This is a genomic window from Desulfovibrio sp., assembly GCF_041907885.1.
Lineage (GTDB): Bacteria > Desulfobacterota > Desulfovibrionia > Desulfovibrionales > Desulfovibrionaceae > Desulfovibrio.
In genome coordinates this window covers 18189-33657 of sequence record NZ_JAYRGM010000003.1, presented here as the reverse complement: position 1 = coordinate 33657, position 15469 = coordinate 18189, and the positions used below count along the sequence as shown (strand labels likewise).

Here is a 15469-nt window from a genome sequence, read left to right as displayed (position 1 = left end):
GTTTTGGATGTCGTCAGAAAATGCGGACATGCTATGCTCCAAAAATAGATAATTAAATTTCAAGGGCCGTAAAATAGAAAAATCACTATTTGTGGGGATAGTCAAGGAAAAGTTTTATTTAGTGGAAAAGTTTTAAAATCTCGTTTTTATTTATTAAATTTTATATTTTTTGGCTCTTTGTTTCATTGGAACTGTCTAAAATTAAAAGTTTTCTTTGTATTTTAAGGAAAACTTGAAATTAGTTAAAAACAAATATAGGTATGTGCAAACAGGGCGTTCGCTGGTGAAAGGAACGTTCTGTCCTGACTGCGCAATGCTATATTGCATGTCTTTGGTAATAAAAAAACAAGGGAAAATCATGAAGACAGCACAAGAGCCTCTGGTATCAGCATTTGGCACACGTATGCGTCAGCGAAGGGAAATGCTGGGTTTGCACAAGCAGGTTCTTGCAGAGGCGGTGGGGCTGAGTTTGACAACCATTCAACAGTACGAGAACGGGCAGTTGCCAAAGGGTAGCCATGCAGTGCGGCTTGCCGAGGCCCTCGATTGCTCGCTTGACTGGCTGCTGGCTGGCCGGGGTGACTGTGGGGGCGGCATTGTACACACGACCGAAGCGCGGCTTATGATGGTGCCCATGGCTGAAGCCCGCCTTTCGGCTGGAGCGGGCAGCTTTGAAACCGATGGGGACGTGCTGCGGCACTATGCCTTCAGGTGGGATTTTTTGCGACGCAAGGGCAATCCTGCGCAGATGGTGCTGCTGCGCGTTTCGGGTGACAGCATGCAGCCGCGCATAGTGAACAACGATGTGGTGCTCATTGATCAGAGCCAGCGAGAGCCCGTACCCGGCAGAATTTATGCCGTGGGCGTAGAAGACATGGTGTACCTGAAGGTGCTCGACGCAATGCCGGGCAAGCTCATTCTTACCAGCATCAACCCCGATTATGTGCCTATAGAGGCAGACACAAGCGAACAGCTGGCGGGCATGGTGCGCATTATTGGCAGGGCAGTATGGGTGGGCAGAGAACTGGATTGAGCCGTGTTTGCCCGTTGCGGCACGTTTAGTGCCATCTGGGCAAACCTGCTCAAACGTTCATGTGTCAGGTGCGCATGGTGGTGCCACCTTGCGGTTGTAAAACAGGCTGGCTCGGCCAGCTTAACTTTTGGGGCTGACACCCGGCGCGGCGATCTTGTCCAGATCGTGCTCGCTGGCCAGGTTGCGGTTCCAGGCGCGTATGGCCGCACCCTGTGATACAGACCATTGCTGCGAGGTTTGCCCGCAAGAACAGACAACGCGCCATACTTCCTGCTTGCGGCCAGGGGGAAGCAAAGATTCCAGGTGGACATTGGTTCCACCGCAAGCAAGGCAGGGGCGGATGGTGTGGGGATCAAGCTCTTTCATGCGGGCAGCATAGCAGCTTTGCCCTGGCATCACAAGGACTGCCTCTGCGCAAGAGCAAATTCACAAGGCGCTTCGCTGGCAAAATAAAATTTATCGGTTGGGCAATTCTTAACGCTTTGTTGACACCCGTGTTTGCAATGTAAGGCCGCACGCGACATGTGACGCGTTGCAATTTTTTAAGCACCTTTCTGGAGGAAATATGCGTTACCTGCTTATCATGCTCATGTCCCTGATGCTTGCCGCTCCTGCTTATGCCGCTGGTACTGCCGATGGCACTGCCGACGCCCCTGCCGCCCCCCAGGCCGCCCGCAAGGCCAAGGGCGTGACAAAAGTTGCCCCTGTGGATACGGTAGCCAAGGCTTTGACCTCTGCCAACAAAACCCCCGTAGCCGTTACCGGCACCATTGTGGAAGCCGTGCAGGGCAAGAAAAACCGCTACGTTTTTGAAGACGGCACTGGCCGCATGACCGTGGCCCTGAGCAAGAAAGCCGCTGCTGCCGCTCACATTGAAGCGCAGAGCAAGGTTCGCCTGACCGGTGTTATGGTGGTCAAGGCTGGCAAGGAAGGCGTGATGGCCGTGCGCAAGGCTGAAATCCAGCAATAGCCTTTGCTGTTTACAGCCATTGTTTCCGGTGTCCGCGCACTGCACGCAGCCTGCGGGCACCGGAAAGCTCCCCCTGCCGCAACAGCCAGCCAGATCAAGACACCCCATATTCCCCCAACCGGCGGCGCAGCCCGGCCTTTGGAGAACAGCATGCAAACAGTGCGGCCCGCCCATTACATCTTGCCCTTGTGCCTGGCACTCGGCCTTATTTTTTTGACAGGGCAGCCTGCTTGCGCAGCGGGCTTTGAGGGGCCGGGGGTTGCGGCCACCGTTACCAGAGCCGTTGATGTGCTGGGTGCGCAGGACGATGCCCCCTGCGTGCTTGAGGGGCATCTGGTAGAAAAACTGCCACGGCGCAAGCACCGCTACCAGTTCGAGGACCACAGCGGGCAGGTCGTGGTAGAAATAGACAACAAGGTTTTTGATCAGCTCACCGTTACCCCCAAGGACAAGGTACGCCTGCAAGGGCACGTTGAATGGAACCGCAAGCGTCCCAACGAAGTTGAGGTCGATGCCATCACCATTCTCGGCCCCATTACGTCCAAGGATATGCCCGAAATCGCCAATACCCCCCAAAAGCCCGGCCCGGTGAGGCGCTAGCATGCCCATCGCCCTGTTGCTGATAGAGGACAACGAAGATATCCTCGCCAACCTCTATGCCTTTCTTGAACCCATGGGCTACGAGCTGGACTGCGCCAGAAACGGTAAAACCGGGCTTTCCATGGCGATTGAGCAGCATTTTGACTGCATAGTGCTGGACGTGATGCTTCCTGGCATTGACGGCATAAGCCTGTGCCGCAAACTGCGCGAGGAGCACCAGCTGCATACCCCCGTTATAATGCTTACGGCCAGGGATGCTGTGGCCGACAGGGTTCAGGGGCTTGAGGCCGGGGCAGACGATTACCTGATCAAGCCTTTTGCCCTCAAGGAGCTGGAGGCCAGAATACGCGCCCTGTTACGCCGTGGGCGCATGTCGTCAGCCAACGCCTCCCCAAGCGGGGCGGTGTGGACCTACGCCGACCTGACATTCAACGCCAGCGAACACTGGGCCGAGCGGCAGGGCCGCCGCTTGCGTTTGAGCCCCACGGGTTTCAGGATTCTTGACGAACTCATGCGTGTTGCGCCCGGCCTTGTGCGGCGCGAAGATCTGGAGCATTCCCTGTGGGGCGAAGACCCGCCGGAGGGCAGCGCCCTGCGCACCCATATCCACGAGCTGCGCCGCGAGCTCGACAAACCCTTTGCCGTGCCCCTGCTGCACACTGTTCCTCATGTGGGCTATCGCTTGAGTACCGAGCCCGGAGCCGCCGATTGATGCCAAAGCCCAAAATTTCTCCCCCCGCATGTTCCGATATCTCTGCGCCCCGCCGCAGGGCCAGTATCCGCCGACGTCTGTTGGCGGCTTTTGTGTTTCTGGCCCTGCTCATGAGCGCGGCCCTCGGTATTGTGGGGCGGCTTTCGTTTGATTCGCTGGGAACCTACCTGGTGGGCTGGCACGCACGCCCCGTCATGGATGCCTTTATCGAAGCCGAAAAGCGCGCCTGGGAGGCAGAGGACAACGGCGGGGGCAATCTGTATTATGGCGAAGATCTCGCGGTGGTCATGCACTGGCGCTTTCTGGTGGGCAAGCAGGTTCCGCAGCAATGGCAGAACATGCCAGACGGGCTGCACTTCATTAACCAGATGGAAGAATTTATTCTCATTGAGCGCAGGGATGATGTCATCTATGTGCTCAATGGCGGCACTGGCGCATTTTTGGTGTTGAAACAGCGCCTTAACCGCATATTGCTGTTGTGCGCCATCAGCGGTCTTGGGCTTGCAGTGGTGCTGGCCGTGGTGCTGAGCCGCAGGCTTACGGGCCCGTTGAGCAGGCTTACCGCAGCGGTGGAAAGCCGTTCTACGGGGTATCTGCAAGCCGGGTCGCAGCAGGGAGAAAGCAGCCTGCCACCCATACCGCTCACAAATCTTGAGGACGAGGTGGGCGTGCTGGCCCGCGCCATTGCCGCTCGCGAGGATGCACTGCACCGTTTTGTGCAGCGCGAGAGCAATTTTACAGGCGATGTGAGCCACGAGCTGCGCACGCCCCTCACGGTCATGCAGGGGGGGCTTGAAATTCTTGAAGTGCAGTTGCAAAGTCTGCCCCAGGCAGAAAGCATGACCCCGGTGGTGCAGCGCCTTTTGCGCACCACGGGCCGCATGTCCAATACAGTACACACCCTGCTGATGCTGGCCCGCAGACCAGAAGAAATCGAGTGTCACGAACTTGACTGTAGCTCCCTGTTGTGGAGTATTATTGCCGAAATGGCTGGCGACGGCATGTTGTGTCTGTCCAGCCCGGCAGCAGCCGTGCCAGCGGCAGAATGTGCGCAGGCGGGCCAAACACGGCGTACTGGCCCGCAACAGCGCAAGCCCGTGGTTTTGCAGGCCAGCATTGCCCAGAACGTTATGGCAAGAGGGCAAAAGGAACTGGTGGGCATTGTCTTTAACAATCTGCTGGACAATGCCTGCCACTACACCGAAAATGGGCGCGCCAGCGTTGCGCTCTGCGCGGAAGAACTGCTGGTTCGCAATTGCGGCTGTATTCCACCGGGTATTGATGTTTTTGCCCGTGGGGTGCGGTGTGTGCAAAATGCTGGCAGCGGTGCTGGCCTTGGGCTTTCGCTTGCTCTCAGGGCGTGCGAGCGGCTGGGCTGGCAGCTTGACCTTATATCAGAACCGATGGGCGATGAAGCCGTGTTCCGTGTAAAATTTGCTCCGGCATCTCATGGAGTTGACATATAATGTCTGATTTTAAACTTCGGCAGGGCGCAGCCACTGCCTCGGGATTTTTTTCCGGCAGGCGGCGGTATATTTTGCCGCTGCTGCTCGTGCTGGTGGTCTTTGTGGGCTGGCGGCTTTTTTTTGCCGGCGGCCCGGCCCGCAAGGGCATGAACATGGAGATGCCCCCGGTGCGCGTTGCGCCCGCACTGGCCCAGGATGTTCCCCATTTTCTCAATGGTCTTGGCACGGTGCTGCCTTCAAGCGATGTGCTTGTGACCAGCCGTGTGGACGGCCAGTTGCAGCGCCTGCATTTTCAGGAGGGGCAGCGTGTGAAGGCTGGCGACCTGCTGGCAGAGATCGACCCTCGCCCCTTCAAAGCCGCCCTTGACCAGGCGCGCGGCACGCTGGCCAAGGATCAGGCACAGCTGGACAATGCGCGCAAGGACCTGGCGCGTTACGCCACGCTGGCGCAGGGCAACTATATCGCCACCCAGCAGTTTGAAACACAGCGCGCTCTGGTGCGCCAGTTTGAGGGCACGGTAGAGGCCGACAAGGCCGCTGTGGATTCAGCCGCGCTTCAGCTGAACTACAGCCGCATAACAGCGCCTGTTTCGGGCCGTCTTGGGTTGCGCAATGTGGATGAAGGCAACATGATCAAGGCCTCGGATTCTTCTGGCATTGTGCGGATTACCGAGGTGAGCCCCTGTGATGTGGTGTTTACGCTGCCGGAGAGTCAGGTTCCGCTGGTGGTGCAGGCCCTGCGCGCCCACGAGGACGATGCAGACCGCAAGCCTCTGCCGGTGCAGGCCTGGGACCGTGAGCAGAAACACCAGCTGGACGTGGGCGGTCTGCTTTCGCTGGACAATCAGATCGACCTCTCCACGGGTACGGTAAAGCTCAAGGCTCGATTCCCCAATACTGCCGGAGCGCTGTATCCCAACCAGTTTGTCAATGCCCGCTTGCAGGTGCGCGTGCTTCAAAACGCCATAACCGTGCCCACATCTGCCGTGCAGCTTGGCTCGCGCGGGGCCTATGTGTATGTGGCCGCCAAGAACGACAAGGGGCAGGACGCGGCAACCGTGCGGCCCATCACCCCCGGTATTACCAGCAACACGCTGACTGTTGTGGAAAAGGGCCTTGAGCCGGGCGAGCTGGTTGTTGTTGACGGGCTTGACCGCCTGCGCGATGGCATAGCCGTCAAGGTTGCCGCCACGGCAGAAACCCCCAGGGCCCAGGTTGCGGAATAACCGCCGGACCTTTGTGGGATATCCGTTTTTTCACCCCTGTCTGTAGGGGAGCTCCAGCCCTATGAATCTATCGCGCATTTTTATTCTTCGGCCCATCGCCACATCGCTGCTCATGGTGGCCCTGTTTCTTTCAGGGCTGCTGGGCTACCGTTATCTGCCCGTGGCGGCGCTGCCGCAGATAGATTATCCCACCATTCAGGTGCAGACCCTGTACCCCGGTGCTTCGCCCGATGTGATGGCTTCGGTCATCACCGCGCCGCTGGAACGGCAGTTTGGCGTCATGCCCGGCCTTGTGCAGATGAGTTCGCTTTCTTCTGCCGGGGCCTCGGTGGTGACCCTGCAATTTGATCTGGCCCTGGCGCTTGACGTGGCAGAGCAGGAGGTGCAGGCAGCCATCAATGCCGCCAATAACCTGCTGCCAGCCGATCTGCCGTCGCCGCCCATCTACAACAAGGTCAACCCCGCAGACCCGCCGGTTATTACCCTTGCCGTTACCAGCGATGCCATGCCCCTCACCCGGCTGGAAGACCTGGTGGACACACGCATGGCGCAAAAGATTTCGCAGCTTCCCGGCGTGGGGCTGGTGACACTTTCTGGCGGGCAGCGGCCCGCCGTGCGGGTGCAGGTTAACCCCAAGGCTCTTGCCAATGCGGGGCTAACCCTGGCCGATGTGCGCACCGCCATTTCCAAGGCCAATGTCAACGACGCCAAGGGCAGCTTTGACGGGCCGGAGCGGGCCAGCACCATTGATTCCAACGATCAGCTTGCCTCTGCCGATGCCTATGCCGCTGCCATAATCGGGTACAGGGATGGTGCGCCCTTGCGCCTGCGCGATGTGGCCGATGTGGTGGAAGGGGCGGAAAACGCCCGCCTTGCCGCCTATGTGGCGGGGGATGGTATGGGCTTTCGCCCTGCCATCGTGCTTTCTGTACAGCGCCAGCCGGGGGCCAACGTTATCGGCGTGGCCGACCGTGTTTTACAGCTTTTGCCCGTACTCAAGCAGACCCTGCCCGGCAATGTGGACGTGCGGGTAGTCACCGACCGCACAACCACCATTCGCGCCACAGTACACGATGTGCAGCTTGAGCTGCTGCTTTCTGTGGCACTGGTTATCTGGGTTATCTGGGTGTTTTTGCGCAATGCCAGGGCCACCATCATTCCCGCGCTGGCGGTTCCCCTTTCTCTGGTGGGCACGCTGGGTGTCATGCATCTGGCAGGGTATTCGCTCAACAACCTCACGCTCATGGCTCTGGTTATCGCCACCGGCTTTGTGGTGGACGACGCCATTGTGGTTATTGAAAACATATCGCGCTATCTGGAGCAGGGCCAAAAGCCCATGCAGGCGGCCCTGACCGGCGCGGGGCAGATAGGTTTTACCATTATTTCGCTGACCATCTCGCTGGTGGCGGTGCTTATTCCGCTGCTGTTCATGGGCGATGTGGTGGGGCGGCTGTTCCGCGAATTTGCGGTAACGCTGGCCGTGACCATTCTTATTTCGGCTGTTATCTCGCTCACGCTCACGCCCATGCTCTGCGCTGTCATGCTGCGGCCCGAAGAACACACCAAAAATCACGCAGAGCAGCAAAACGACGGTTTCTTCACCTGCCTGCTGGCCTGGTACGAGGCAAAGCTCGACTGGGTACTGCACCATCAGGGTCTTACCCTTGCCGTGGCTGGCGGCACGCTGGTGCTGACTGTGCTGCTGTATGTTGTTGTGCCCAAGGGGTTTTTTCCCGTTCAGGATACGGGTGTCATTCAGGGCATCGCCGAGGCACCGCAGGACACATCCTTTGAGGCCATGGCCGGGCGGCAGCGTCAGCTGGCCGAGGCGATTCTGGAAGATCGGGCCGTGGAGAGCGTGGTGTTTTTTGTGGGGGTGGACGGCATCAACCAGAGCATGGGCACATCGCGTCTTTCCATTGAGCTCAAGCCGCTGGAAGACCGCGACGCGCGCGCTCCGGCCATTGCCCGCCGCATTATGGAAAAAGCCGCCGCCCTGCCGGGCATGACCCTGTACTTGCAGCCCGTGCAGGACCTGACCATCGAAGACCGCATTTCACGCACCCAGTACCAGTTTACGGTTGAGGCGCTGGACAGGGACCAGCTGGACAAGTGGGTTCCGCGTATCGTGAACGGGCTGGCCCAGCGGCCAGAGCTTGAAATGGTCACCAGCGACTACCAGAATCCGGGGCGCATGGCCTGGCTCAACATCAACCGCGATGCGGCGGGCCGCCTTGGCATCAGCATGTCGAGCATAGACAACGCCCTGTACGACGCCCTGGGCCAGCGGCTTATCTCGACCATTTTTACGCAGACCAACCAGTACAAGGTTGTACTAGAGACTGCACCACGTTTTCGTCTTGGGCCGCAATCCCTAGAAAACATTTATGTGTCGGGCGGCGACGGCAAACCCGTGCCGCTCACCAGCCTGGCTACGCTTGAGGAACGCCCCGTGCGGCTTTCCATCGCGCGGCAGGGGCAGTTTCCCGTGGCGACCATCTCGTTCAACGTGGCGCGCGGGTCGTCGCTGGGCGCGGCGGTCAAGGCCCTCAAGGAAACAGAAGAAGAACTGCGCCTGCCCACGGCCCTGCGCACCCAGTTGCAGGGCGCGGCCAAGGCATTTACCACTTCTACCGATAACCAGATCTGGCTTATTCTGGCGGCCATAATCACCATGTATATCGTGCTGGGTGTGCTGTACGAAAGCTATATCCACCCCGTTACCATTCTTTCCACCCTGCCTTCTGCGGGCGTGGGGGCCCTGCTGGCTCTCATGCTGGCAGATATGGATCTTGGCGTTGTGGGCATTATCGGCATTATTCTGCTCATCGGCATCGTGAAAAAGAATGCCATCATGATGATCGACTTTGCGCTGGATGCGGAACGCAACGAGGGCAAGGAGCCGCTGGCTGCCATTCGGCAGGCCTGCCTGCTGCGCCTGCGGCCCATTCTCATGACCACCATGGCGGCCCTGCTGGGGGCGCTGCCCCTGATGGTCGGCTGGGGCATGGGCGCAGAACTGCGCCGCCCTCTGGGCGTTACCATGGTGGGCGGGCTTATCTTCAGCCAGGCGCTCACGCTGTTCACAACCCCGGTCATCTATCTGTGGTTTGACCGCATGAGTGGGCGCTTCAGGGATCGCAAGGCGCAACAGATCTCCGGCGGCAAGCCGGTGGAGGAGGCCCGGTCATGAACAGTGACCGGGAACATGCAGACACGCCTGTGACAGCTGAGCGCAAAGCGCCCGGTGATGGGGCAGATACGGCCCGCACGGCCGCAGCCAGGGCTTCGTTTGCAAACCGTCTCAGGGCCATGCGCGAATCTGGCCGTACACACCGCCTTGGGCCAGCGGCCCTGCCCGCCAGCATCTCGGCGCCGTTTATCAGCAGGCCTGTGGCCACGGCCCTGCTGACCATTGCTCTTGCCCTGGCGGGCATTGTGGCTTTTGGCCTGTTGCCCGTGGCCCCGCTGCCGCAGGTGGATTTTCCTGTTGTTGTTGTGCGCGCCAAGTTGCCCGGTGCAGGGCCGGAGACCATGGCAGCCACCGTGGCCACGCCGCTGGAGCGCTCGCTTGGGCGCATTGCGGGCGTGTCGGAAATGACATCCACGAGCTCCCTCTCCAACACCGAGGTGGTGCTGCAATTTGACCTAGACCGCAACATAGACGGCGCGGCCAGAGATGTGCAGTCGTCCATCAATGCGGCCCGTTCAAATCTGCCCACCATGCCCTCCAATCCCACCTACCGCAAGGTGAACCCGGCGGGCGCGCCCATCATGATTCTGGCTATCTCGTCTGATGTGCTGACCCGCACCCAGCTGTACGATGCCGCCTCCACCGTGCTGGCGCAAAAAATTTCGCAGCTGGCCGGTGTGGGCGAGGTGATTGTGGGCGGCGGCGCGTTGCCCGCCGTGCGCGTGGACGTTATACCCGATGCCCTCAACAGGGCTGGCCTGACCATGAGCGACGTGCGCTCGGCACTGGCTGCGGCCAATGCCTTTATGCCCAAGGGGCAGGTGGACAACGGCGGGCAGTTCTGGCTGATCGGCGCAAGCGACCAGCTGCGCAAGTCTGAAGACTACAGGTCGCTTATTGTTGCCCGCAGGGCAGACAAGGTCATACGTCTTTCAGATGTGGCCGAAGTCAAGGACGGGCCGGAAGACGTGCGCGCCATGGCCGTTTCGGACGGCAGGCCGGCGGTGCTGTTGATAGTGTTTCGCTCGCCGGGGGCCAACATTATTGAAACGGTCGATCAGGTTAAGGAAATGCTGCCGCAGTTGCGCTCGTGGTTGCCGGAAAGCGCCGACCTTGGGCAGCGGCTCGACCGGTCGCTGACCATCCGCGCCTCATTGCGCGAGGTGGAAAAAAGCCTGGCCCTTTCCATGGCCCTGGTGGTGCTGGTGACCTTCCTCTTTCTGCGCAATGGCAGGGCCACGGCCATTCCAGCTGTGGCGGCCCCCGTATCGCTGCTGGCGACCTTTGGCGTCATGTACCTGTGCGGCTACAGCCTCGACAATCTTTCTCTCATGGCGCTGACGGTTTCCACCGGCTTTGTGGTGGACGACGCCATTGTGGTGCTCGAAAATATCGTGCGCCGTCTCGAAATGGGCGAAACGCCCATGCGGGCGGCCCTGCGCGGCGCGCGCGAGGTGGGCTTTACCGTCGTATCCATTTCCATCTCGCTGGTGGCGGTGTTTACGCCCATTCTTTTCATGGGCGGGCTGGTGGGGCGGCTGTTCCGCGAATTTTCTGTGGTGCTTACCACTGCGGTGCTGGTTTCCATGGTGGTTTCGCTCACCACCACCCCCATGATGAGCGCCATGCTTCTGCGGCCCATGGCCCACGAGGACGCCGCCGCTGCGCAGGCTGCACGCCTGGGCGCGGGGGGGCTGGCAGGGCTTTGGTGGCGGCTGCTGGCCCGCGTGGGCGATTTTTGGGGGCGGCTGCTCTCTGGCATGCAGCGCGGTTATGCCGCCAGCCTGCCCGTGGTGTTGCGGCATCCGCGCCTGACCATCTGCTCTCTGCTGGTGGTCATTGCCGCCAACGTGTGGATGTATGTTGTTGTGCCAAAAGGGTTTTTTCCGCAGCAGGATACGGGCGTCATCATGGGCGGCATCCGTACCGATCAGAGCGCCTCGTTTCAGGCATCGCAGGAAAAACTGCGCAGGCTGATAAGTGTTATTCAGGCAGATCCGGCGGTGCAGCACGTATCGGGCAACATCAACAGCGGGCGCGGGGGCGGCGGTGGGGTATTCATATCCCTGAAGCCCCTGTCGGAGCGCAAGCTTGACGCCATGGCCGTTATCGGGCGTTTGCGCAGCAAGCTGGTTGCCGAGCCGGGTATGCAGATTTTTTTGCAGCCAGCGCAGGATATCATGATGGGCGGGCGCGGCGCGCGCTCACAGTATCAGTACACCTTGCAGGCCGACAATCTGGACGATCTGCGTTCGTGGGGCCGCAAGCTGCAAAGGGCTGTGGCAGCCAACCATCTGTTCAAGGATGTGGACAGCGATATTGAAGAGCGCGGGCTTGAAACCATGGTCAAGGTAGACCGTGATGCCCTGGCCCGCTATGGCCTTACCATGAAGGATGTGGACGCCGCCCTGGGCAGCGCCTTTGGCCAAAGCCAGGCATCGACCATCTATCAGGATAAAAACCAGTATCATGTGGTGCTCGAATACGGGCCAGACTGGCTGGCCGGGGCCGATGCGCTGGAAAAGGTGCGCCTGCCTGGCAAGAATGGCCTTGTGCCCCTGCTGAGCGTCGCCACGGTGGTTCCCGCCTTTGCGCCGCTCTCTGTGGCGCATCAGGGGCAATTTGCCGCAGTAACCATTTCATTCAACCTTACTCCGGGGGCCTCGCTTTCGCAGGCGCAGGAGGCCCTGGCGGGCATCAAGGCCGAGCTGGGCATGCCTTCCACTGTGGTGAGCGGTTTTCAGGGTACGGCCAAGATGTTCAGCGATACGGCTGGCAACCAGGTGGTGCTGGTGCTTGCCGCCCTTGCCGCCCTGTATATTGTGCTGGGCATGCTGTATGAAAGCCTCATCCATCCACTCACCATTCTTTCAACCCTGCCATCCGCTGGCGGCGGGGCCCTGCTGGCCCTGATGGCCTGCGGCATGGAATTCAGCGTTATTGCGCTTATCGGCGTGCTGCTTTTGTGCGGGATTGTCAAAAAAAACGCCATCATGATGATAGATTTTGCCCTGGAGGCGGCGCGCACACGCAATCTGCCGCCGGACAAGGCCATTTACGAGGCCTGTCAGCTGCGCTTTCGGCCCATCATGATGACCACGGCAGCGGCCATTCTGGGCGCAGTGCCGCTTGCTCTTGGGCATGGCGATGGCGCAGAGATACGCCAGCCTTTGGGCGTGACCATTGTGGGCGGCCTGCTGGTGAGCCAGTTGCTGACCCTGTATACAACCCCCGTGGTCTACCTGTGCCTTGACCGTCTGAGCCGACGCTTCAAGCTGTGGCGCAAGGCCCGGCGGCGGGCGGCAGGCAAACTGCATATGGCCAGCTGAGGGCATTTTTTGTTTTGCAGCATTGCGCTTTGAGTCCAAATGGTGAAGGATATAGACTCCCTCACCTCACCTGAACTGTTCGCGAGGCCTGCCATGTATCATCACTCATTGCACATTCTGCTATGCTGCACTGATACATTGCTCGAATCCTCGCTGCGCCGGGCAAGGCCGCATCCCGGCTTTACCCACGTCATAACCGCCGCGTGCGGCCCGTTTTGCTCCCCGGCCCCGGCTGCTTTGCCCGGTCTGGCCGAGGCCGATATAGTGCTGCTTGATGCAGAAAATATTGCGGAATTGCCAGCCTTGCGCAGTGCCGCAAAACAAGAAGCCCTGTTCGTTCTTGTGGGCGCTGGCGCGCAGGAACCCCCGGCAGAAGTTTTTTCCCTGCTGCATGATGTCTGGCCTGCACCGGCCAGCGCCAGTCTGCATGATTTTCGTGTGGCGCGCCTGCTCGATACGGTGCGGCAGCGCAGAGATCAAGAACTCGCCATCCTGCAATTTCAGACAGTCATAAACCTCACCAGCGACCTTGTGTGGGTCAAGGATGCCAAGGGCGCACATATCAAGGTCAACGAGGCTTTTTGCCGTCTTGTGGGCAAGAGCCGCCAGCAGGTGGAGGGGCGCGGCCATTATTTTATCTGGGATCTGGAGCCGGAGGAATACACGCAGGGCGAGTTTGTCTGCCTCGAAACAGACCAGATTGTCATGACTACGCGCGAGGCAGGGGTGTTTGACGAGGTGGTCAAGGCCCCTCAGGGGATGCGGCAGTTTAAAACCCGCAAGACGCCGCTTTTCAATCCCGATGGCAGCATCATGGGAACCGTGGGCATTGCCCATGATGTGACCGATATTGCCAACATGACGGCAGAGCTTGATCTTGTGCTGCAAAGCATTCCCTACGCTGTCATGATTCTTGACGCAGACAAAAAGATTGTCAATTTTAACGAGCGGTTCAAAAAACTTTTTGGTGTTGGCCCCGCAGATTATATCGTGGGTGAGACGCGCGAGGTTTTTCGGCAGCGCGCGATAGATCGGCTGGGGTTTTCGCGCAGCGGCAGGCATGTCAAAATGCGCTCTGGCCTGGATGGCCAGGAAAAGTACATTGATATGTACGAGAATGATATCTTTGATATTTTTGATAATGTCATAGGCATGATCTGCATCTACCGCGATGTGACCCGGCAGCGGCTTATCGAGCAACGCCTGAAACAGCGGGCCGATACGGATGACCTTACGGGGCTTTTTAACCGGCATTACTTTTTCAAAAATATTCCGGCAACGCTGGCTGCAGGCGCGGGGCTGGCCTATATTGATCTGGACAATTTCAAGTTTGTGAACGACAGGTTTGGTCATTACGAAGGCGACAAGGCACTGATTCTCACGGCCCAGATATTGCGCAAGCAGCTGCGCAATGCCGTGATAGCGCGCCTTGGCGGTGATGAATTTGCGGCTTTTTTTCCCGCAGAGTGCAGCGATGCTTTTTTGCGCGACAGCGCAGAAAAACTGCTTGCCGCCCTGCTGGAAGCCTACGGCGGGCACGAGGCCTTTGCCGGGATTTCGGCCAGTATCGGCCTTACGCTGGTTGAACAGCCCGGCCTTGCGCGCGATGCTCTTGTCCGGCGCGGCGATGTGGCCATGTATGAGGCGAAGCGCCTGGGTAAAAGGCGTTACTGCGTATACTCTGAAAATCTTGAATAAACTGGCAGGCGCAGCCCCACAGGCAGGCGTATCTGCCATGCGGGGCAGACCATGCGTGTTCCACCGTTTGAGCTCGAAGTCTTTTTTGGAAAGTACGAATTTTCCACACCGTACCTGCTCGCCCAGTCTGATTGCGAGGCCATGAGCATTGATGCCCTGCTGCGCCTCGAACCCGATGCCGCCCATGCGCGGCAAAATTTTTTGAACACCAGCCTTGGCTATGGCGAAAATAACGGCAGACCTGATCTCAGACAGGCCGTGGCCGGTCTTTATTCGGATATGGCCGAAGAAAACGTGCTGCTGTTCACGGGGGCGCAAGAGGGTATTTTTGCCTGCATGAACACCCTGCTTGAACCGGGTGATCATGTGGTGTGCATGTTCCCCGCCTACCAGTCCTTGTACGAAGTGGCCCGCAGCCTGGGCTGCAAGGTGGATTTCTGGCATCTGCGGCAAACAGACAGCGGCTGGCAGGCCGACATGGACGATCTGGCGGCCCTGGTGCGCCCGGATACCAAGGCCATTGTGCTCAATACCCCGCACAATCCCACCGGGTTTACGCTGGACAAGGCGCAGACAGAAACCCTGTGCGCCCTGGCCCGCAAGCACGGAGCGTGGATTTTTTGCGACGAGGTGTACCGGGGGCTGGGCTGGAATGACCGTGCCGACGAGGCCGAGGGGACACAGGCCGCCACCACCGCGCCCTGGATTGCCGATGCCTACGAGCGGGGTATTTCACTTGGGGTGCTCAGCAAGGCCTATGGCCTGCCGGGCCTGCGTGTGGGCTGGCTGGCCTGCAAGGATACGCAAATCATCGAGAGCATTGCCCGCTATAAAAATTATCTGAGCATCTGCGGTGCTACGCCTTCAGAGGCGCTTGCCCTTGTGGCCCTGCGGCATGGCCCGGAACTGCTGGCAGGAAGCCGCAATGTCATTGCGCAAAATCTGCAAATTGCAGATGCCTTTTTTGCCCGCTACGCCCATCTGTTCACCTACAACCGGCCACAGGCTGGGCCCATTGGCTTTCCGCACATGCGGATCGACGAGCCCATGGGCGATTTTTGCGAAAAACTGGCCCATGAGGCCGGGGTTCTGCTGTTGCCGGGTTCGGTCTATGGCATAAAAGAACCGTATTTTCGCATGGGCTATGGGCGTAAAACCTTTGCTGCCCACCTTGCAAGGTTTGAGGAATGGCTGGTGAAAAAGGGCCTTGTGTAACTGCGCTGAACCATGAAAATGAAGCCC

General features: G+C 59.2%; 11 protein-coding genes. 10 read left to right on the top strand and 1 reads right to left on the bottom strand.

Annotated elements, in window-relative coordinates:
- Positions 1-358: 358 nt before the first annotated feature.
- The gene (locus tag ACE3NW_RS02820; protein WP_374280143.1) at positions 359-1033 is read left to right on the top strand and encodes an XRE family transcriptional regulator; all 675 of its coding nucleotides are present in this window, start codon (positions 359-361) and stop codon (positions 1031-1033) included.
- A 120-nt stretch (positions 1034-1153) separates the two neighbouring features.
- On the opposite strand, the gene ACE3NW_RS02815 is transcribed toward ACE3NW_RS02820, so the two are convergent.
- Complete coding sequence (locus ACE3NW_RS02815) at positions 1154-1399, bottom strand: hypothetical protein (RefSeq protein WP_374280141.1); 246 nt, start codon at positions 1397-1399, stop codon at positions 1154-1156.
- Positions 1400-1598: 199 nt separating this feature from the next.
- On the opposite strand from ACE3NW_RS02815, the gene ACE3NW_RS02810 reads away from it, so the two are divergent.
- The 9 genes from ACE3NW_RS02810 to ACE3NW_RS02770 all read left to right on the top strand — a co-directional run bounded on the left by ACE3NW_RS02810 (position 1599) and on the right by ACE3NW_RS02770 (position 15442).
- Positions 1599-2003: a NirD/YgiW/YdeI family stress tolerance protein gene (locus tag ACE3NW_RS02810; RefSeq protein WP_374280139.1), complete on the top strand. Its 405-nt coding sequence runs from the start codon at positions 1599-1601 to the stop codon at positions 2001-2003.
- A 150-nt stretch (positions 2004-2153) separates the two neighbouring features.
- Positions 2154-2603 carry a NirD/YgiW/YdeI family stress tolerance protein gene (locus ACE3NW_RS02805; protein ID WP_374280137.1) on the top strand — a complete coding sequence of 150 codons (450 nt, stop codon included), beginning with the start codon at positions 2154-2156 and terminating at the stop codon, positions 2601-2603.
- A 7-nt stretch (positions 2604-2610) separates the two neighbouring features.
- A complete protein-coding gene (locus ACE3NW_RS02800) occupies positions 2611-3315 on the top strand; it encodes a response regulator transcription factor (protein WP_374280471.1) in 705 nt (234 codons plus the stop codon).
- Complete coding sequence (locus ACE3NW_RS02795; protein WP_374280135.1) at positions 3315-4781, top strand: sensor histidine kinase; 1467 nt, start codon at positions 3315-3317, stop codon at positions 4779-4781. Before ACE3NW_RS02800 ends, ACE3NW_RS02795 begins: the two co-directional genes overlap by 1 nt.
- The gene (locus ACE3NW_RS02790; protein WP_374280133.1) at positions 4781-6007 is read left to right on the top strand and encodes an MdtA/MuxA family multidrug efflux RND transporter periplasmic adaptor subunit; all 1227 of its coding nucleotides are present in this window, start codon (positions 4781-4783) and stop codon (positions 6005-6007) included. Before ACE3NW_RS02795 ends, ACE3NW_RS02790 begins: the two co-directional genes overlap by 1 nt.
- Before the next feature lie 61 nt (positions 6008-6068).
- Entirely contained in the window at positions 6069-9200 is a 3132-nt protein-coding gene (locus ACE3NW_RS02785; RefSeq protein WP_374280131.1) for an MdtB/MuxB family multidrug efflux RND transporter permease subunit, read from the top strand.
- A gap of 119 nt (positions 9201-9319) precedes the next feature.
- Positions 9320-12529 (top strand): efflux RND transporter permease subunit, encoded by a 3210-nt coding sequence (locus ACE3NW_RS02780; protein WP_374280469.1) that lies wholly within the window; start codon positions 9320-9322, stop codon positions 12527-12529.
- Between the two features lie 93 nt (positions 12530-12622).
- Positions 12623-14227, top strand: a complete 1605-nt coding sequence (locus tag ACE3NW_RS02775; protein ID WP_374280129.1) for a diguanylate cyclase — start codon at positions 12623-12625, stop codon at positions 14225-14227.
- A 51-nt stretch (positions 14228-14278) separates the two neighbouring features.
- A complete protein-coding gene (locus tag ACE3NW_RS02770) occupies positions 14279-15442 on the top strand; it encodes an aminotransferase class I/II-fold pyridoxal phosphate-dependent enzyme (protein WP_374280127.1) in 1164 nt (387 codons plus the stop codon).
- Positions 15443-15469 lie beyond the last annotated feature (27 nt).